This is a genomic window from Microbacterium rhizophilum, assembly GCF_039605615.1.
Taxonomy (GTDB): Bacteria; Actinomycetota; Actinomycetes; order Actinomycetales; family Microbacteriaceae; genus Microbacterium; species Microbacterium rhizophilus.
Window position 1 is genome coordinate 96575 of sequence record NZ_JBCNUN010000002.1, and the last position, 18998, is coordinate 115572.

Genomic DNA, 18998 nt, shown 5'->3' on the forward strand with positions numbered 1-18998 from the left:
ATCAGCGGCCGATCCGCTCCAGCCAGGTGAGAACGGGCTCGATCGTGCGCTCGCTGTTGGCCTCGAACATGAGGCCGTGCCCGTTCCCGTCGATGTCCTCATCTGCAAGCGAGAGGAAGGTCGCGTCTCCGCCTGCCTCGTTCACGAATGCGGCGACGGCGGGGCCCGCCCCCTGCCCGAACGCGGACACGGCTCCGGCGACGATGAGCACCGGGGCTGTGTCGAACCCGACGACGCGATGACCCTCGAGGCCCTGCGCGAGCTCCGACACCTCGCGCACGGGCGGGTCGACGGCGAGCGGCGTCGCCGTGATCCCCCACGGCAACGCGGGGAATCCCGGCACGTCGAAGTACGGCGGTCCCATCGGCTCGATCGCGACGATCCCGTTCACGAGCTCCGGGTGGGCGTTCAGCGCCAGCCACCCCGCGGGTGCGCCAGCCGAATGCGTGATGAGCACGGCCGGGCCCGTGCGTTCGAGCAGCGCGCCGAGGCGCTCGCCGTCGAGCCGCTGGCTCTGCTCGGCATCCTCGAGCAGGAAGGCCATGCTCGCCGCCAGCTGCTCGAGCTCGGCACTCCCGGCCTCGCCGTCCCACGGCCATTGAGTATGGCTGTCGTCCTGGGGCGAGGCGAAGAGGAACGCTGCTGCCTCACTGGTGGTTGCGCCGCCCGGAGCTCCGAGTGTGTCGGGATGGTAGGGCGAACGCCCGTGCCCGGGACGGTCCACGACGTACACCGCGTAGCCTTCGCTTGCGAAGCGGTACGCCCAGCCGGGCCGCCCGTCGGGCGTGACGAGCCAGTCCGTGCCCTGGCCGCCGCCGCCGTGTACGAGCACGAGCGGGAACGGACGGGTGACGCGTTCGGGCGCGAGCCACTCGACGTACATCTGCCCCTTCTGCACGTGCCCAGCTGGAGTGGGCTGGGGCGATCCCGCGATCCAGAGGTGGCCGCGCCGCAGCGTGAGCGCTGCCGCGTCGGAGAGGTGAGGAGGCGGGGTCGGAGACGACACGGGGGTTCCCTTCGGGTGGGCGTCAGGACAGCGCGCCGACGACGATGTCCGACAGGCGCTGAAAGCGGTCGATGTTAGGGGCTTGGGCGAGCAGGCCCGTCGAGAGTCCGACGAACGTGGCGTCGAGCTCGGGGTCGATCCAGTACACGGTGCTGCCGGCGCCGTAGTTGCCGAACGTCTCCGGGCTGGTCAGCGTGCCGAACTGGTGCGTGACGAGCGCGTCGCCACGCACGCTGAACCCGAGGCCGATGTACGCCGGCGGCGCCTCGCGGCCGGCACGGAGTGCGACCGTCTTGTAGAGCTCGTTGGGCAGAGTGCCGGTGTGATTGCGTCGCGCCAGCGCGACCATGACCGGCGACAGGATCCGCACCCCGTCGAGTTCGCCGCCGCGGCGCAGCATGTCGGCGAACCGGGTGAGATCGCGCGTGGTCGACGCCGACCCCATCCACACGGCTTCCTGCGTCTCGGCGCCGAAGATCCCGTGATCGCCGGGGTGGTTGCGTGAGAGCTCCTTGATCGGCACGATTCCGCGGAAGTCCGGGAACGCGTGTCGATCACGCATGTGGGGACGGATTCCGAGACGCGTGTCGTCCATGCCGAGCGGGATGAACAGATCCTGTTCGAGGATGTCGTTGATCGAGCGCTTGGCGGGGTCGATGCGGCGCAGCACCTCGCCGAGCAGCGCATGATTGGCCATCGGCGCGTAGTCACAGCGGGTGCCCGGCTCGCTCGCTCCGTGGATGTTCTCGATCACGGCCTCCACGATCTCCGTGAGGTCGTCGAAGTACAGACCCGGCCTGGGCTCCCAGACTCCCGGCAGCCCGTTCGTGTGCGTCAGGAAGTGGTAGATCGTCGCCCGATCACGGGGCGCGCCGCTGAACTCGGGAATGATCTCTGAGACCCGCGTCGTCAGAGCGAGCCGGCCGAGCTCCACCGCCCGGAGGATGAGGACGTTGATGAACGCCTTCGTCACCGAGAAGATCGAGAAGACCGTGTCGGTCGCGAGCGGCGTCGTCTGCGCCTCGTCCACGTGGCCGGTGGCGAAGTCCAGCACGGTCCGGCCGTGCTGGGTGATGGTGATCGCGGTGCCCCAGTACTTGCGCTGCGCGATGTCATCCTCGACGACGCCGCGAAGCAGGTCGAGCCGGTCCTGTGCGAATGCCTTGCCTGTCATCATGTCCTTCCTGTTCACGCTGTCGCGGAGGTGGCGAGCAGCGACGGGCTGCGCACGCCGTCGAGTCCCATCAGCATCGTGCGACGCCCCTCGCGTGTCGACGTCATCTCGCGCATCGGCTGGGTGAGTTCGCGGAGCTCATCGGCTCCGAGTCCGCCGTACACGATGCGCTTGAGGTGCGATGCCTGCGGCGACGAGATCTCGGAGAACACCCGGGAGCGGTCCGCGGCATACCGGTCGAGCGCCGACTCTTCGGCCTCGCCGAATGCGACGGCGGGCAGCACCTCCTCGAGCGCGAGCACGTCGTACAGGCCAGTGGTAAGCCCCAGCCCGCCCGTCGGGTTCGTGAGGTGCGCCGCGTCGCCCGCCAGCAGCACGCGCCCCGCACGCAGCGTCGTCGCGAGCCGCTGGTGCATCTTGTACGGACGGTAGGCGACGAGATCGTACGAGGCGTCCGCGCCGAGGAGGCCCCGGAAGTACTGATGGATGCGCTCCTCGACGGTCTCCTCGGGCAGCGACTCGTCTTCCTGGAAGGTGCACCGCCACAGTCCGGTGCCGTCAATCTGCGCGATGACCGCCGCGTGGGTGGGATGGACGAAGAGATTGGAGCTGAAGAATCCGAGGCTGCGGAAGTCGAAGCGCACATTGGTGGCCACGAAGCGCTCGCCCCACGTCGTCCCCTCGAGCTTCGCGCCGATGAGCTCGCGCGTCGCGCTGCGCCCGCCGTCCGCACCGACCAACCAGGCGGCGTGCAACTCGCGGCCGCCGTCGCGCGTGTCAATCGTGGCGGTGACACCTTCGTCATCCTGGGTCAGGTCCGTGAGCCGAGTCCCCCAGAGCACCTCGACGTTGTCGAGACGAGCCAGGTGATCGAGCACGATCGTCGTGAACTCCCCCTGCCCCATGTGGATGTTGAAGGGGGTCGGCGAGAGATCCTCGATGTCGGTGTTCGGCGCGGAGAGCACCTCGCCGAGCGCGACGAGGTGCATGTTGAAGCCCTCGTGATCGAGGTGTCCCTTGGTGCGCATGTCGTCGAGCACCCCGAGTCGATCGAGATCGGGCAGCAGCGGGTGCAGGTACACGATCGCGCGTGGCGACATGTTCGGTTCGGCTTCGGCGTCGAGCACGGTGACGTTCAGGCCGCGCCTCGCAAGCGCCAGCGCAGCAGTGACGCCGACGGGGCCGGCTCCGACGACGATGACGGAATCGCTCGCCATTCCTCCTCCTTGAGGTCTCGCATGGGCGCGAAACCGATCGCGCCTGATGGAGGAGACGATAGCCTGTCAGACAGCTTCCTGCCAACCTGAATGACAGGTGCGCATTGAGCGCCTGGATTCGCCGAAGAAACGGACTCGCCCATGCCTCTCGCGTTCGATCATCACACGTCTCCGCAGCGCATCGTGTTTCGCACCGGCGGAGCCCGCGAGGCGTTGAGCCATGAGGTGGCGGGCATGGGAGCCGAGCGCGTCATGCTCATCGCCAGCGTGCGCGACGAGGCCCGAGCGCGCGATGTTGCGAGCGGCGTGCCGCTCGCACTCATCGACACGGGCGTCACTCCCCACGTTCCCGTGGAACGGGGCACCGAGGCGACGGCGGCCGCGATCGCGCGCCGCGTCGATCTGATCGTCGCTTTCGGCGGCGGATCCGCGGTGGGACTGGCCAAGTTCGTCGCGCGCGAGACGGGGATCCCGATCATCGCCGTGCCGACGACCTACGCCGGCTCCGAAGCGACCAGTGTGTGGGGCCAGACAACCGCTGGCATCAAGACCACGGGAGTCGACGATCGCGTGCTGCCCCGCATGGTGATCTACGACGCCGAGTTCACGCTCAGCCTGCCGCTTGAGCTCACCGTCTCGAGCGGGATGAACGCGCTCGCGCACGGCGTCGACGCGATGTGGGCGCCGAAGACCGACCCGATCGCGCGCACGTTCGCAGAGGAGGGCATCCGCGCTCTCGCGGCGAGCCTCCCCGTTCTCGTGAACAGCCGGGCGGACATCGATGCGAGGGAGCTGTGCCTGTACGGTGCGTACATGTCGGCGGCCGCATTCGCGACGACCGGGTCGGGCCTGCACCACAAGATCTGTCACGTGCTGGGCGGCCGCTTCGATCTGCCCCATGCGCAGACGCACACATCCGTGCTGCCGCACGTGCTCGCCTTCAACGCCACCGCTGCGCCCGAAGCGGACGCGCGCATCGCGCGGGCTCTCGACGCTCCCACCGCGCTCGAGGGACTCGAGCGACTCTACGACGCCGTCGATGCTCCCCGCGCCCTCAGCACATACGGCTACACCGCTGCGCAGATCGCGGAGTCGGTCGGCCTCATCGTGCCGAGCGTTCCGGCCAGCAACCCGCGGCCCGTCACCGCCGACGATCTCGAGCGGGTGCTCACCGCAGCCCTGCACGGTCGTCCGCCGCTGCGCTGATCCGGTAAATCGCGCGCGGTCTCGGCTCTACGCAGCTCCGGCGACACTGGATGTGTGCCCGAGTGCGCTGAGCACAGTGCGCGCCGCCTGCTGCACGTGGTGGGTCGCGGCCTCCCGCGCGGCCTGCGGATCGCGACGCTCGATGGCGTCGCGGATAGCCTCGATCTCCAGCACACTCTGTGCGGGTCGACCAGGCTGGGCCAGGGTGAGCGCGCGCAACTGCGTCACTCTGCGCTGGAGGGTGTTGACCATCTGGGTGAGGATCGGGTTGCTCGCACCGCGGAACAGCACCTCGTAGGCGCGGTTCTTCGCCTGCAGCACATCGCGCGCCGCATCGGGATTACCGTCCGCGGCGGCGCCGCGCACCTCCTCGACGGCCTGACGGAACTCCGCCACCAGCGCGTCGTCCGCGCTGCGGGCGAAGAGCTCTGCAGCGAGACCCTCGAGTTCCGCGCGCACCTCGTAGACATGCTCCGCGAGTTCCGGACTCGCGATCGCGACCACCGTGCCCTTGCCGTTCATGGACTCGACGAGCCCCTCCGCTTCGAGCTGGCGCAGCGCCTCGCGCACCGACGGACGGCTCGCCTGGGTCATCTCGCACAGCTCGCGCTCGATCAGCACCTGGCCAGGCTCGAGCCGCATGTCTACGATCGCATCCCGCAGGATGTCCGCCACCTGTTCGCGGATCGGAGCATGTCGCTGCACCTGTCGTCCACCGAGGAGATCGCTCATCGTGTCCACCTGTCCTGCATGGGCCGGCCGATCCGCGCCCCTACCCGAGGATATAGCCCTGACCGCCAGTCAGCAGGTAGGTCATTGTAGGACATCGCTCAGACCCGTGACAGACGCCGGAGGCGGGCCCGTCATCTGCAGCATGCTCATGCCCGCATTGCGAGTTGCCCACGACGCTCGTCGGCTATACATTTGTCAGACAGCAGTCATCTACGGCGCGTTGCGTGAGCGACGCGGCCGCCGGACGAGGATGAGACATGACGCGAGGAAGCGTGCACGCCGGTGACAACACCGTCATCGCGGTTCGCCACGGCGACTGGCACACGACACGCTCGCATGTCTTCCTGAACTATGCCGATCTCGGCGAGCCGGATGCCGCCCAGACCGTCGCCTACTACTTCTGGGTAATCCTCGGACCGGAGCGGACGATCGTCGTCGACACCGGATTCGGGGCCGACGCCGCGACGCGCCGCGGCCGCGACGTGCTGGTGCCCCCCGCGGAGGCCTGGGTCGGGCTGGGACTGGACCGTGACGCCGAGATCGATCTGGTGCTCACCCATGCCCACTACGACCACATCGGCAACGTCGCGTGGTTCCGTCGCGCTGCCGTCTACATGGCACGCGCGGAGTACGAGTTCTGGGCCGGCCCCGCGGCGGACGCCCCCTCGTTCCGCGGACTGGTCGAGGCGGACGAGCTCGCTCACCTGCGCGAACTGCACGCTTCCGGGCGCCTGCGTCTGCTCGACTCCGAGCTGACGCTCGCGCCCGGCGTGGAGCTCATCGCCGGCCCCGGACACACTCCGGGCGAGCTCATGGTGCGGGTAGAGACGAGCGACGGCGTCGCGCTGCTCACCTCGGATGCCGTCCACTTCGACGAGGAACTCGCGCGCGACATGCCGTTCCGGCACATGTGCGACCTGGTCTCCGCGCACGACACGTTCCGTCGCATCCGCGCACTCGCGAGCGGCGGCGAGATCGCCCACGTCATCACCGGGCACGATCCGTCCATCAGCACCCGCTTCCCTCCCCTCAAGGGAGCTCTGAACCGCCACGCCGTCGTCATCGGAGGCGTTCCGACCGGGAACGGCCCCGTGTCGATCATCGAAGGAGAGGTATCCCGTGACCACTGACACCACCCGTGAAGAGGTGTTCGAGGCCGGCCAGCGCAAGCGCCGCGAGGTGCTCGGCGACGCGCATGTGGACCGCTCGTTGGCGAACTCGAGCGAGTTCGCGCGGCCGATCCAGGAGCTCGTGACCCAGTACTGCTGGGGCGAGATCTGGACGCGCGAGGGCCTCGCGCCCCGCGAGCGCAGCCTCATCAACCTCGCGATGCTCACGGCCCTCAACCGCGGGCATGAGCTGTCGGTGCACGTGCGCGGCGCGGTGAACAACGGGGTCACGCCCGCCGAGATCCAGGAGGTGTTCCTGCAGACCGCGATCTACGTCGGGGTGCCAGCGGCGCTGGAGTCGTTCCGCATCGCGGAGAAGACCCTCACGGACATGGACATCGATGTCTGACGCCTCGACGCGCATCGCCCTCATCGGGCTCGGCAACATGGGTGGCCCGATCGGATCGCAGTGGATCGCCGCCGGGACCGCCGTCACGGGCTTCGACCTGAGCGCCGATGCACGTGCGGGCTTCGAGAAGCGCGGGGGGACGACCGCGGAGACGGCCGCCGCCGCAACGGCCGGGGCGGATGTCGTCGTGCTGCTCCTGCCGGACTCCCGCATCGTCGACGCTGTGCTCGACGATCTGACCGCGTCGGGGGCGCTCGCGGCGTCGAGCGTCGTGATCGACATGAGCTCGTCGGAGCCGGAGCACACGCAGCGCAACGCGCGACGCCTCGCCGAACTCGGCATCCGCTTCATCGATGCGCCGGTATCCGGCGGAGTACGAGGCGCCGAGACCGCGGCGCTCACCGTGATGGTCGGCGGAACCGGCGAGACAGTCGAGGAGATGCGCCCGCTCCTGGAGCGGCTGGGCACCGTGATCCACGTCGGGGACGCCGGCGCAGGCCACGCCGTGAAGGCGCTCAACAACCTGCTGTCGGCCGTGCACCTGTGGGCGACGAGCGAGGCGGTCCTTGTCGCGGAGCGGTTCGGCATCGATCCCGAGACCACGCTGCGCGTCGTGAACGGGTCGAGCGGACGCAGCGGGTCGAGCGAGGTCAAGTGGCCGAAGTTCATCCTCACCGAGAGCTACGACTCCGGCTTCGCGGCGCAGCTCATGCTCAAGGACGCGCGAATCGCCACCGGACTCGCCGCCGCCGTCGGCACGCCGACCCGGCTCGGAGAGCAGCTCGTGGATGAGTGGTCGCGGGCCGTCGACGCGCTCCCGGCGGGAGCAGATCACACCGAGATCGCGCGCTTCCTGCGCGAGACCGCGGAGAAGGCACAGGAGGGCAGGTCGTGACCGACATCGCAGGACGGGTCGCCGTGATCACCGGCGGCGCCTCGGGAATCGGTCGCGGGATCGCCGAGCAGCTAATCGAGGAGGGCGCGAAGGTCGTCATCGCCGACATCAACGCGGAGGCGCTGCGGCGCACCGCGGATGAGATCGGCGCCTATGGCGTCGTCACCGACGTCACCGACATCGCGAGCGTCGCGGCGCTCGCCGCCGCGGCGATCGACAGGTTCGGACGCATCGATATCGCCGTCAACAATGCCGGGGTGGGGCCCACGGCGCTGATCGAGGACCTGACGCTGGCCGACTGGCGCTGGATGATCGACGTGAACCTGTGGGGCGTGATCCACGGGGTCCACACCTTCCTGCCGTACCTCATCGCGAACGAGCACGGCGGACACATCGTCAACACCGCGTCCATGGCGATCTTCAATCCCCTGCCGGGGCTCGGGGCATACTCTGCCGCGAAGTTCGGCGTGCAGGGCCTGTCGGAGACGCTCGCGCTCGAGCTGGCGGAGCACCACCCAAACGTGCACGTCACGATCCTGCCGCCGGGTCCCGTGCGCACGAACATCAAAGAGAGCCTGAAGGCCCGTCCGGCGAGCGAGGCCGGCGCGCTGCGCGACGTCGACCTGACGGCCGACGAGAGCGCCGCCGACCTGCGCTGGGTCGACCCGGGCACCGCGGGTCGCATCGTCGCGCGGGCGATCCGCAATGACGACCTGTACGCGCCGACGCATCCCGAGTGGTGGCCCATCGTCGACGCGCGCAACGAGCGCATCCACGCCGACTTCGAGAAGTACCCCCCGCTCGACTGAGCACACACGACGGCCTCTGCCGTCACCGAAAGGAGTGGTCATGGTCGACCACGTTCTGTCCGCCGAGCAGGATCGCGCGGAAGCCCTCGTCACTGAGAAGGTGCTCGCGAGCTTCGACGACGCGCCCGACCCGCGTCTGCGCGAGGTCATCCTCTCGCTCGTCCGGCACCTGCACGCCTTCGCGCGGGACGTGCGTCTGACCGAGGAGGAGTGGGACGCCGCGATCGCCTTCCTGACACGCGTGGGACATATCACCGACGACCGGCGCCAGGAGTTCATCCTGCTCTCCGACGTGCTCGGTCTGTCGATGCTCACCGTCGGCATCAACCAGCCGCTGCAGGGCACCGCGACGGAGGCCACCGTGTTCGGTCCGTTCTTCGTCGACGACGCCCCGCTCGTGCCGCTCGGCGGGAACATCGCCTCGGGGGCGCCCGGTGAGCCGTGCTGGGTCGAGGGCACGGTGACAGATCTCGAGGGCGAGGCGATCCCCGGTGCGCGCATCGAGGTGTGGGAGGCGGACGAGGACGGCTTCTACGACGTGCAGTACGACGACGATCGCACCGCGGGCCGGGCGCACCTCTTCTCGGACGAGAGCGGGACATACCGGTTCTGGGGCGTCACGCCGACCCCCTACCCGATTCCCCACGACGGACCGGTGGGCGATCTGCTGAAGGCCACAGGACGCTCTCCGTGGCGCGCCTCGCACCTGCACTTCATGGTCACCGCGCCCGGTTACCGCCGGCTCGTGACGCACATCTTCGTGGAGGGCGACCCGCAACTCGCGGACGACTCGGTCTTCGGCGTCAAAGAGTCGCTCGTCAAGACCTTCCGCCGGCACCCCGCCGGAGAGACGGCGCCCGACGGGCGCACGCCGGACATCGCATGGACGCATGTCCGCTTCGACATCGTCCTGCCCCCGGCACCCTGACGCACATCCGAGATCCGCGCACCCGACACCCCGCACTACCCCACCCCGCGATACGCGACATGACGAAGGAGTCATCCCCATGGCCGAACGCCCGACCCTGAACGACACGGTCATCGACCGCCTCGAGTCCGCCCTCTCCCCTGACCGGGTCATCACGGAGCCCGCGGCCGTCGACGAATTCAAGGACCCGTACTACATCCCCGGTGACGACACGTTCACCGCCTCGGCCGTCGTCGAGCCGACCACGACCGAGGAGGTGCAGGCCGTGATGCGCATCGCGAACGAGTTCCGCATCCCGGTCTGGCCGCACGGACAGGGACGCAACTACGGCTACGGCGGACCCTCGCCGCGCGTGCGCGGATCACTGCAGATCAGCCTGAAGAAGATGAACCGCGTGCTGGAGATCAACGAGGAGCTCGCCTACGCCGTCGTCGAGCCGGGCGTGCGCTGGTTCGATCTGCACGAGGCGCTTGAAGCCGGTGGCCACTCGCTGATGCTGTCGGTGCCCGACCTCGGCTGGGGCAGCGTCATCGGCAACTCGATGGACAACGGCATGACGTACCAGCCGTACGGGGCCGACTTCCAGCTGCTCTGCGGCCTCGAGGTCGTGCTCGCCGACGGCTCGCTCGTCCGCACTGGCGCGGGCGCGATCCCCGACAACAAGGCCTGGCACCTGTATCGCCGCGGCCTCGGCCCCGACATCCAGCCGCTGTTCGCCCAGTCCAACTACGGCATCGTCGTGCGCGCGGGCGTCTGGCTCAAGCGCAAGCCCGAGGGCTACATGGCCCTCGGCCTCTCGCTCGCAAGAGACGCCGATCTCGAAGTGGGCGTCGACGCGATCCGCGAGTTGCGGCTCGAGGGCATCCTCGAGGGCGTCCCCAGCATCTATACGACGCTCACCGCCGCGCCCCAGCTCATCGACGCCGACGTCGACGGCCCAGCGCTGATGACCGAGGAGCAGATCCAGGAGATCGCCGACCGCACCGGCGTCGGTCGGTGGTCGACCCGTACGGCGCTGTGGGGACGCAAGAAGATCGTCGAGTACAAGCTCGAGCGCGTCAAGGAGGTCTGGGAGGCGATCCCGGGCGCGAAGGTCACGCACTCGCCGCTGTACGCGCCCGAGGACTACGGCGCGCTGACGAACAGCTCGGAGCAGATCCAGGCCGGCATCCCCACCCTGCAACTCATCGAGGCGACGCCTCCGAACATGGGCCACATCGGCTTCTCGCCCATCGTGCCGCTGCAGGGCAAGGAGGTGCGCTTCGTCGTCGACGAGATGCGCCGTCGGGTCGAGGAGGCGGGCCTCAACTTCCTCGGCGGGGTCATGGCGTTCAACGAGCGCTCCGCCTGCGTGGTGGGCGGCATCCCGTTCGACGTCACCGACAAGGAGCAAGCGGATCGCGCCTTCGGCGTCGTGCGCCGCCTGGTCAAAGAGGTGGGCGAACTCGGCTACGGCGAATACCGCGCCCACATCGACTACATGGACGAGGCCCAGGCCGTCTACGGCTGGAACGACGGCGCCTACCGCCGCTTCGCGGAGACGATCAAGGACGCGGTCGACCCGAACGGCATCCTCTCCCCCGGCCGTCACGGCATCTGGCCGTCGTCGTACCGCCCGCAGCAGTCCGACGCCGCCGCCGGCTGAGCGGCGCCACATCATCGGCGCGTCCGCGTCGGTGCTCGCTACGAGATCGAAGGAGATCCATTCATGTCCGATACCCAGCTCACGACGGCCGAGACGAACATCCGGCCCGCCGTGAAGAAGCACATCGTCGGCTCCCACCACGTCACCCTCTCCGTGGGCCATGCGCAGGAGGACGTCGACTTCCACACCAAGATCCTCGGCCTGAGGTTCATCAAGCGCACCGTCCTGTTCGACGGCGCCGTACCGATCTACCACCTGTACTACTCCAACGCCAACGGCGACCCGTCGTCGGTCGTGACGACGTTCCCCTGGGCGCAGCTCGGCGTCCACGGCACCCGCGGCACCAACCAGGCTAGGGAGGTGCTGCTGTCCGTGCCCGACGGATCGCTGGACTGGTGGCACAAGCGCCTCGACCAGCACGGCGTCGCGGTGCACAGCATCGACGTGTTCGGCAAGCGCCGGTTGCTGTTCAACCACCCCTCGGGCATCGAGTACGCCTTCGTCCCCAACGTCGACGACCCGCGCGTGGGCTACGCCGGCAACGGTATCCCCGCCGAGTACGCCATCCACGGCATCCACGGCGTCGGCATCCACGCCCACACCCCGGAGCGGATGGTGGACTTCGCCGAAGAGGGCTTCTTCTCCCAGGGCAACATCGTCGAGGACGGCGACCGCGCCGCATTCCAGATCGGCGACGACACCCACGGCAACTACATCGAGCTGACGGGAAACCGCACGGACGAGCAGGGCACCTGGCGCTACGGTGCAGGCACTTATCACCACTTCGCCTGGAACCTGCAGACCCTCGAGAACCAGGACGCCGTGAAGTTCGAGCTGGACGGCGCGGGCTACACCGACATCTCCGAGCTCCGAGACCGCAAGTACTTCAAGTCGGTCTACGTCCGCACCCCCGGCGGCGCCCTGTTCGAACTCGCCGTCACGCACGCGGAAGGCGGCTGGGACTGCGACGAGGACCCCCGCGAACTTGGCACCAAGTTCCAGCTGCCCGAGCAGTTCGAAGACCGCCGCGAGGAGATCTTCGCCGCCCTCGAGCCCATCGAAGGGTGAGCAGCGAGATGCCGGAGGGGGCCGCCGTGCACCGATGGGGCGCACCGGTGGAGCGTGCGGCGCTCGGAATCGTCGCCGTGCACGGTCGCGGACAGGATCCAGGATTCCTGCGGGAGGCGGCCTCCTTCGGCATCGACGCGCACGTGATCGCGCCCGTGGCGCCCGGGAAGAGCTGGTACCCGCACCCGTTCCTCCAACCACTCGAGGGCAACCGAGCCGGGCTCGAAGGCGCGATCGCGGCCGTGGAGCGGTGCATCGCCGAGCTGCACCAGGTCGGGCTGCCCCCCGAGCGGATCGCACTATGGGGTTTCTCGCAGGGGGCATGCGTGCTGTCGCACCTGCTCCTCACCCGCGCCCCCTCCGTGGCAGGCGCCGCGCTGTGGACCGGGGGCTTCGTGGGCCAGGACCCGCTGCCCGCGCCGGGCCCCAGTGCGCTCGCCGGGCTCCGGATCGTGCTGCGCTCGATCTCCGACGACCCGTGGGTTCCGCGGCGCCGCGTCGAGGAGACGGCCCGCGCCCTGCTCGACGCGGGCGCCGAGGTGGATCTGCGCATCGACCCCGGCACGGATCACATCATCACCGACGAGGCCAAAGCGACGACTGCGCGGCTGTTCGCAGACCTCGCGGCGCCGACGACCTGAGCTTGTGAGGACAGCACACATGCCGACCATTCCTCCGACGAGCGGGGCGTGGGTCGTCGACCACGCCGCACTCGGCGAGTACTCGCCGGACTGCCTGCGCTGGGAGGAGCGCCCGGTGACCGCGCCCGACGGCGGCGTGCTCGTGCGCACGATCCTGCTCTCGATCGACCCCACCACCCGCAACTGGCTCACGCTCGACCGCTCGAAGCAGTTCATCCCGTTCGGCGTGGGGGACGTCATGATCGGCTCGGCGCTCGGCGTCGTCCACGTGTCCGATCATCCCGGCTTCCGCGAAGGAGACATCGTCACCGGACTGTGGGGGTGGTCTGAGTACGCAGCGGCCGATCCCGCCTTGCTGGAGCGACACGACGACGACGCGATCCCGGACGAGGCGTTCCTCTCGGTGTTCTCGCACATCGGCCGTGCCGCCGCTATCGGGCTGCTGGAGATCGCGGCGCTGCGTCCGGGCGACGTGGTCGTCGTCTCGGGAGCAGCCGGCGCCACCGGTTCGCTGGCGGTCCAGATCGCCGCCGCCCGGGGACACCGCGTGGTCGCGATCGCAGGCGGCGCGGAGAAGTGCGCCTATGCGCGCAGCATCGGCGCGGATGCCGCGATCGACCATCGCAGCGACGATGTCGCCGCGCGACTGCGCGAGGAATGCCCAGACGGCATCGACGTGTACTTCGACAATCTCGGAGGCGCAACCCTCGACGCCGTGCTCGCGACGATGGCGGTGGGATGCCGCATCGCGCTGTGCGGGGCGATGTCGCAGTACGATCTCGCCGATCCCGACGACGCCTACGGTGTGAAGAACCTGCCGCAGCTGCTCTGGCACCGGGCGCGGATCCAGGGGTACGTCGTGCCCGACTACGCCGCCCGGTACGCCGAATTCGACCGTGTTCTGCTCGATCTATGGCGCAGCGGGGCCCTGACGGCACGCGCCGACATGCTCGACGGCCTGCAGAGCGCACCCGAGGCGGTCTCGCGCAACCTCGACGGCCGCAACCGCGGCAAGCTCATGGTCCGCGTAAGCGGACGCTGAGGAACCCGCGACGACGCCTCAGTCGTCCCGCCGTGCTGCCCGTGCGGGCTCGCGGTCGACGCTCGGGTGTCGCAGCGCGCGGGCGCGCCACTGCTTCGGGCTCTCGCCGAACGCCTGCCGGAACACCCGCGAGAAGTACGCCTGATCGAGATATCCCCACCGTTCAGCGAGCTCGCCGATCGAGCGCTCCTGCAGCATCGTGTCGCCAAGCTCGCGGCGGGCGCCCGCGAGGCGCCGTTCCTTGATCCACGACGACACGGTCGTGCCGTGCTCCTGAAAGATCGCCTGCAGGTATCTGGTCGAGATGAAGTTCGCGGCGGCGATCGCCGCGGAATCGAGCTCCGCGTCCGACAGGTGCTCGGCGATATAGCCCGTGATGCGCTGGAACAGTGGCGTCGGCGTCTCGGTGTCGGCGCGTGTGTTCTCGAGATGCGCGAGGAAGCTCGTCGTGAACAGGTCGACGAGATTCTGAGCGACGCGACGGCCGACGGGTCCGCGGAGCAGGTCGGGGTCGCGCGCGACCGACAGCACGAAGGGCGACAGATGTCGGCCGAACCCGTCCTCGGGACGCAGCGCGCGTCCCAGCAGCGGCAGGAACGACTGCGGCGGGGCGTCGATGAAGGCCTGCGGGAAGCGCAGCATGAACACCGTGAAGTCCCCTTCGAAGGCCCACGAGAAGGGAACCGACGACGACGAGACCGTGTAGTCACCCGGCGACAGGCGTGCGCTGGCGCCTGCCTGGGAGAAGACGGACTCGCCCTGGATCTGGAACATCACCACGTACAACGGCTCGGGCGTGGTGCGGATGTGCTCTGCCGTGCGGTGGATGACGTGCTTGCCCGCATGGATCTCGATCAGGTGCGCGCTGATGCGGTCCAGCACCTGCCGCGACAGCGTGCCCTCGAACTCGCCGCCCTCGGGATTCTCGACGCGTTGGAACGGGGGCTGCGTGCCCGTGATCAGCACCCGCCAGCTGTCGATGTCGTCCGCGTGCCCGCGGATCTCCTCGAAATCGCCGCTCACATGCTCACGTTAGCGATCACGCGCGCGACGGGTGCCCCGCTATCAGCGGGGCACCCGATTCGCCCTCGGACGATCATCCGCGCAGTTCGGGAAGCGTCCAGCCGTCACGGTCGTACTCGCTCATCGCCTGCTCGGCGAACTCGATCAGCTGGTTGCTCGTGCCACGGCCGGCGTGGTCGCCGTAGACGAGCAGCCGCACCTGCTCGTGGCTGCCCTGGTAGTTGCGCTCGTACAGCTCGTGCCGCCCGCCGAACTCGGTACCCACGGCGTCCCACAGCATCTTGAGCGTCTTCACGCGCTCCTCGGCCGAGATCCCGCCGGAACCGCGCACGTACTGGTCCAGGTACGGGCGAATCTCGGGGTTGTCGAAGTCCTTGGCGCTCGAGGGCAGGTAGATCAGGGCGCTGCCGAGATCCTGCAGCACGATCTCCCGCACGCGTGCGTAGGCGACCATGCTCAGCCAGCGGTACGAGTTGACCGCGTCGGGGTTCGGGTTGACCGCTCCGTTGATCCACGGCTCGGGGTTGCGCGCCATCTCGTCAGTGATGGCCCAGAACGTGGAGCGCCATGACAGTACCTCGCCCACACGCGCCTGCACGCCGCGGAAGTCCTTGGTTCCTGTCATCTCGAGCGACTTGAGCAGCAGACCGGCGATGAAGTCGAGCTTCACCGCGAGACGCGTCGCGCCCTGCAGCGTCAGGCGGCTCGCAAATCCTGACTTGGGCCCGAACTGGTTGAACTGCTCGACGTCGCCGTACATGAAGACGTCCTCCCACGGCACCAACACTTTGTCGAGGATGAGGATCGCGTCGTTCTCGTCGAAGCGGCTGGACAGCGGGTAGTCGAACGGCGAGCCGTGCTCGGCGGCGGCCTGCGCGTACGAGGTGCGACTGATGAGCTTGATGCCCGGCGTGCTCATCGGGATGCCCGCGATGACAGCGAACTTCCGGTCGCGCACGGGAGCGCCCGCATGGGCGATGAACGCCATGTGGGTGGTCGCGGATCCGGTCGCGACGACCTTGGCGCCGGAGAGCACGAGGCCGTTGTCTGTCTCCTTCTCGACGTGCACGAAGACGTCGCCGATCTCGTCCGGCGGCAGGTGGCGGTCGATCGGCGGGTTGATCAGCGCGTGGTTCCAGTACAGGACCTTCTCCTGGGACTCCCGGTACCAGCGGCGCGCGTTGTCCTGGTAGTCGCCGTAGAACGCGTCGTTGACGCCCAGTGTGCCGAGGAAGGCCGCTTTGTAGTCGGGCGTGCGTCCCATCCAGCCGTAGGTCATCTTCGCCCAGTGCGCGATGGCCTCTCGCGAGTCGAGCAGATCCTCGGCGCTGCGCGCGACCTTGAAGAACGGGTGCGTGTATCCGCCGCTGCCGGTGTCGGTCGGCACGGTCTTCATACCGCTGGACGGGTCGTGCAGCGCGTCGTACAGGCGCGACATCGACCGCACGGAGGTCTGGAAGGCGGGGTGCGTGGTGACATCCTTCACGCGCTCGCCCTCGATGTACACCTCCCGCCCGTCGCGCAGGCTCTCGATGTACTCGTCGCCGGTGAGCGGACGGGTGGCCGTCGGGGTGACGGTCGTGTCGGATGTGGATTCGGTCAGGGACATCGGCGTCCTTCTTGTCTCGTCGTGTGGTGGATCGGTGGCGGCAGATCCGCGCAGCGCGGTCGGCGTCAGGAGACGCAGCTCAGCCGCTGGAACGCGCCCTGATAGAACACCAGGGCGTCGGTCTCGCTCGCCTCGTAGTGCTCGACGTGTCCGAGCACGAGGATGTGATCGCCCGCCTCGTGGATCGCCCACGGGGTGCACACGAAGGCGGCGTGCGACTCGGCGAGCCGCGGTGCCGCGTGGTCGAGGTTCCACTGCACGGGCGTCCCCGTCTGCGGCTTGCCCGCGAACTGCATCGCGGTGTCGAGCTGGTCCTGGTGAAGGACGTTGATCGCGAACGGGCGGTCAGGCAGCTTGGTCGCGGCCCGGCTGGTCGTCGCGAGCGAGACGAGCACGAGGGGCGGGTCCATGGAGACGGACGTGAACGAGTTCACCGTCGCTCCATAGTGGGCGCCCTCGTGCTCGTACGTCACAACGGTCACGCCGGTGGCGAAACGCCCGAGCGCGCGACGGAAGTCGCGCGGATCGAACGCGGGTTGCGGCTCTGAGGTGGGCGGGGTCGCGCTCTGCGCGGTCAACATCGACATGATCACTCCCTGGGCGTCGTTGCGGGGGATGGTGCTTCTCCGATTGAAGCCCTCGCATGCGCATCCGACTTGGACTCGAGCGAACTCGACTTGCAGTTCGCCGTACTTCGGCACCGGAGCGCGGATCAGCTGACGGCGGTCACGAAGAGGTGGTCCATCGACTCGCCGGCGGGGTAGGCGCGGAAGAGCTCTGCGCCGTCCTCGGTCAGCTGCACAGCCGCAGCAAGTCGTTCCCCCTCACCCGGATCGGGGAGGAGCGAGACCGTCGCGATCTCGAGCGGAGGCTCCGGGCCGGTCGAGGCCCAGGGAAAGTCGATCGCGAGTGTGCCGGCCCCTGCCTCGACGGTCACCGTGGGCCGGGTCAGCGGGAGATAGAGCAACCCGCCATGCCCGCGCAGCACGACGCTCCCCCGGGCCCGGAAGACCTGTCGGGCCCGGCCCTCGCCGGGATCGGCGACGCAGGGCCAGCGAAACGACGCGGGCCGGATCTCAGCTCCGTCGAAGGCCTCGTATGCGCCATCGGACATCGACGCCACATAGCGCAGCAGGCTCGCCTTGACGGACCACTCGATCCACAAGCGCGAGCGCCGGTCTTCGATCCCGTCGGAGTATCGTCTGATGTCTGTCATCGTGCTTCCCCGCAGCGACTGATCAACCGGCGACGGGAACGGGAAGCATGCGCGCGATCTTTCGCAGATCGAACCCGGGGGTCAGGACATCTTCGGGGGTCACGTCCGCCCCGGACTGAAGCACACGTCGCGCGGCGAGATGCTCGGCGGCCGCGCCCAGGGACTCCACGGCGATCAGCTGCCCGCTTCTGAAGTGATATACGGACGGCCTGTCCCGGGTGTAGAGCGTCACCGATCGATCCGCGCCGAGGCTGAGGCCCGCGATCTGCAGTCGGAGCTTGCCTTGATGCGACCAGAACCAGGGCAGCTGGGCGTAGGAAGAATCCTGCCCCAGCAGAATCGCCGCAACGGCCTTCGCCTGGTCGACAGCATTCTGCACGGATTCGAGCCGCACGAGAGTGCCGACATCGCCGAAAGGGAATCTGGCGCAGTCGCCGATCGCGTAGATGTCGGGAGCGCTGGTACGAAGCATCCTGTCCACGACGATCCCCCCGTCCACAGCGATCCCGGCGGCGACCGCAAGCTCGGTCGACGGAATCACCCCGATCGCGACGAGCAGCAGGTCAGCCGGCAGCCGCTCGCCGTGGGAAGTGCTCACCGCGACGACCCGGTCGTTCAGGATCTCGATGTGCGAGACGACCTCTTCGAACCGGAGATCGATGCCGTCTTCGCGATGACGCGCGGCCATGTAGGCGGACATCTCCGAACTCACCGCGCGCCCCATGGCACCGGGGGCGGCCTCGAACACCGTGACATGACACCCTTTCGCACGAGCGATCGCTGCGAACTCGAGTCCGATGAAACCGGCGCCGACGATCACGACGGAGCGCGCGGCGGCGAGCGCCACCCGGAGGCGGCAGGCGTCCTCGGCGCTGCGCAGGCTGAAGACGCCGTCGGTGCCCGCGGGTGTCAGGGCGAGATCACGGCTGACCGCACCCGTGGCGAGAATCAGTGACGAATACTCGATGGTCTCGCCGCCACGGGTGCGCACGGCCTTCGAATCCGGTCGAATCTCGACCACTTCGTCGTGCATCAGCCGCACCGCGCCCGAGAAGAACTCCGCTGAGCGCAGCGACAACGCCTCCAGATCCGTCGCCCCTGCCAGATAGTCCTTGCTCAGCGGCGGCCGGCTGTACGGAAGCCCGGCCTCGCGGCCGATCAGGGTGATGCCTCCCGTCCAACCGCCCTCGACGAGCGAGGCGGCCGCCTGACACGCTGCCTGACCGGAGCCGACGATGACGATGTGCTCGTTCATAGGGTGCAGTCCAT

Annotated in this window: 19 protein-coding genes; 10 read left to right on the forward strand and 9 right to left on the reverse strand. The window is 68.7% G+C overall.

Features of this window, described 5'->3' with window-relative positions; all coding sequences use genetic code 11:
* Window position 1: 1 nt before the first annotated feature.
* From AAD528_RS04455 to AAD528_RS04465, 3 genes are read right to left on the reverse strand one after another with little or no spacing between them, the layout of a single operon-like run.
* Window positions 2-1006 (reverse strand): alpha/beta fold hydrolase, encoded by a 1005-nt coding sequence (locus tag AAD528_RS04455; RefSeq protein ID WP_345750850.1) that lies wholly within the window; start codon window positions 1004-1006, stop codon window positions 2-4.
* A 22-nt stretch (window positions 1007-1028) separates the two neighbouring features.
* On the reverse strand, window positions 1029-2180 hold the full coding sequence (locus tag AAD528_RS04460) for a serine hydrolase domain-containing protein (RefSeq protein WP_345750851.1): 1152 nt from the start codon (window positions 2178-2180) through the stop codon (window positions 1029-1031).
* A 14-nt stretch (window positions 2181-2194) separates the two neighbouring features.
* Window positions 2195-3397, reverse strand: a complete 1203-nt coding sequence (locus AAD528_RS04465) for an FAD-dependent oxidoreductase (RefSeq protein ID WP_345750852.1) — start codon at window positions 3395-3397, stop codon at window positions 2195-2197.
* Window positions 3398-3538: 141 nt separating this feature from the next.
* On the opposite strand from AAD528_RS04465, the gene AAD528_RS04470 reads away from it, so the two are divergent.
* Window positions 3539-4603 carry a maleylacetate reductase gene (locus AAD528_RS04470; protein ID WP_345750853.1) on the forward strand — a complete coding sequence of 355 codons (1065 nt, stop codon included), beginning with the start codon at window positions 3539-3541 and terminating at the stop codon, window positions 4601-4603.
* Window positions 4604-4630: 27 nt separating this feature from the next.
* On the opposite strand, the gene AAD528_RS04475 is transcribed toward AAD528_RS04470, so the two are convergent.
* Window positions 4631-5335 (reverse strand): GntR family transcriptional regulator, encoded by a 705-nt coding sequence (locus AAD528_RS04475; protein WP_345750854.1) that lies wholly within the window; start codon window positions 5333-5335, stop codon window positions 4631-4633.
* A 257-nt stretch (window positions 5336-5592) separates the two neighbouring features.
* Here AAD528_RS04475 and AAD528_RS04480 point away from each other — a divergent pair, with 257 nt between their 5' ends.
* The 9 genes from AAD528_RS04480 to AAD528_RS04520 all read left to right on the forward strand — a co-directional run bounded on the left by AAD528_RS04480 (window position 5593) and on the right by AAD528_RS04520 (window position 13881).
* Window positions 5593-6465 (forward strand): N-acyl homoserine lactonase family protein, encoded by an 873-nt coding sequence (locus AAD528_RS04480; protein WP_345750855.1) that lies wholly within the window; start codon window positions 5593-5595, stop codon window positions 6463-6465.
* Window positions 6455-6853, forward strand: a complete 399-nt coding sequence (gene pcaC / locus AAD528_RS04485) for a 4-carboxymuconolactone decarboxylase (protein ID WP_345750856.1) — start codon at window positions 6455-6457, stop codon at window positions 6851-6853. The genes AAD528_RS04480 and pcaC overlap by 11 nt, the downstream gene beginning before the upstream one ends.
* A complete protein-coding gene (locus AAD528_RS04490) occupies window positions 6846-7748 on the forward strand; it encodes an NAD(P)-dependent oxidoreductase (protein ID WP_345750857.1) in 903 nt (300 codons plus the stop codon). The genes pcaC and AAD528_RS04490 overlap by 8 nt, the downstream gene beginning before the upstream one ends.
* Complete coding sequence (locus tag AAD528_RS04495) at window positions 7745-8557, forward strand: SDR family oxidoreductase (RefSeq protein ID WP_345750858.1); 813 nt, start codon at window positions 7745-7747, stop codon at window positions 8555-8557. Before AAD528_RS04490 ends, AAD528_RS04495 begins: the two co-directional genes overlap by 4 nt.
* Window positions 8558-8597: 40 nt before the next feature.
* Entirely contained in the window at window positions 8598-9485 is an 888-nt protein-coding gene (locus AAD528_RS04500) for a hydroxyquinol 1,2-dioxygenase (protein ID WP_345750859.1), read from the forward strand.
* Window positions 9486-9564: 79 nt separating this feature from the next.
* Window positions 9565-11130: an FAD-binding oxidoreductase gene (locus tag AAD528_RS04505; RefSeq protein WP_345750860.1), complete on the forward strand. Its 1566-nt coding sequence runs from the start codon at window positions 9565-9567 to the stop codon at window positions 11128-11130.
* A 63-nt stretch (window positions 11131-11193) separates the two neighbouring features.
* Window positions 11194-12198 carry a VOC family protein gene (locus tag AAD528_RS04510; RefSeq protein WP_345750861.1) on the forward strand — a complete coding sequence of 335 codons (1005 nt, stop codon included), beginning with the start codon at window positions 11194-11196 and terminating at the stop codon, window positions 12196-12198.
* Window positions 12195-12839 (forward strand): alpha/beta hydrolase, encoded by a 645-nt coding sequence (locus tag AAD528_RS04515; RefSeq protein ID WP_345750862.1) that lies wholly within the window; start codon window positions 12195-12197, stop codon window positions 12837-12839. The genes AAD528_RS04510 and AAD528_RS04515 overlap by 4 nt, the downstream gene beginning before the upstream one ends.
* 19 nt (window positions 12840-12858) lie before the next feature.
* Window positions 12859-13881: an NADP-dependent oxidoreductase gene (locus AAD528_RS04520; protein ID WP_345750863.1), complete on the forward strand. Its 1023-nt coding sequence runs from the start codon at window positions 12859-12861 to the stop codon at window positions 13879-13881.
* An 18-nt stretch (window positions 13882-13899) separates the two neighbouring features.
* Here AAD528_RS04520 and AAD528_RS04525 read toward each other — a convergent pair whose 3' ends face one another.
* The 5 genes from AAD528_RS04525 to AAD528_RS04545 form a co-directional block, all read right to left on the reverse strand.
* Window positions 13900-14904, reverse strand: coding sequence for a helix-turn-helix domain-containing protein (locus AAD528_RS04525; RefSeq protein ID WP_345750864.1), 1005 nt, complete (start codon window positions 14902-14904; stop codon window positions 13900-13902).
* 73 nt (window positions 14905-14977) lie between these two features.
* A complete protein-coding gene (locus tag AAD528_RS04530; RefSeq protein ID WP_345750865.1) occupies window positions 14978-16513 on the reverse strand; it encodes a 4-hydroxyphenylacetate 3-hydroxylase N-terminal domain-containing protein in 1536 nt (511 codons plus the stop codon).
* 65 nt (window positions 16514-16578) lie between these two features.
* Window positions 16579-17100 carry a flavin reductase family protein gene (locus tag AAD528_RS04535; protein ID WP_345750866.1) on the reverse strand — a complete coding sequence of 174 codons (522 nt, stop codon included), beginning with the start codon at window positions 17098-17100 and terminating at the stop codon, window positions 16579-16581.
* Window positions 17101-17225: 125 nt separating this feature from the next.
* Window positions 17226-17678, reverse strand: coding sequence for an HtaA domain-containing protein (locus AAD528_RS04540; protein ID WP_345750867.1), 453 nt, complete (start codon window positions 17676-17678; stop codon window positions 17226-17228).
* A gap of 73 nt (window positions 17679-17751) precedes the next feature.
* The gene (locus AAD528_RS04545; RefSeq protein ID WP_345750868.1) at window positions 17752-18984 is read right to left on the reverse strand and encodes an NAD(P)/FAD-dependent oxidoreductase; all 1233 of its coding nucleotides are present in this window, start codon (window positions 18982-18984) and stop codon (window positions 17752-17754) included.
* Window positions 18985-18998 lie beyond the last annotated feature (14 nt).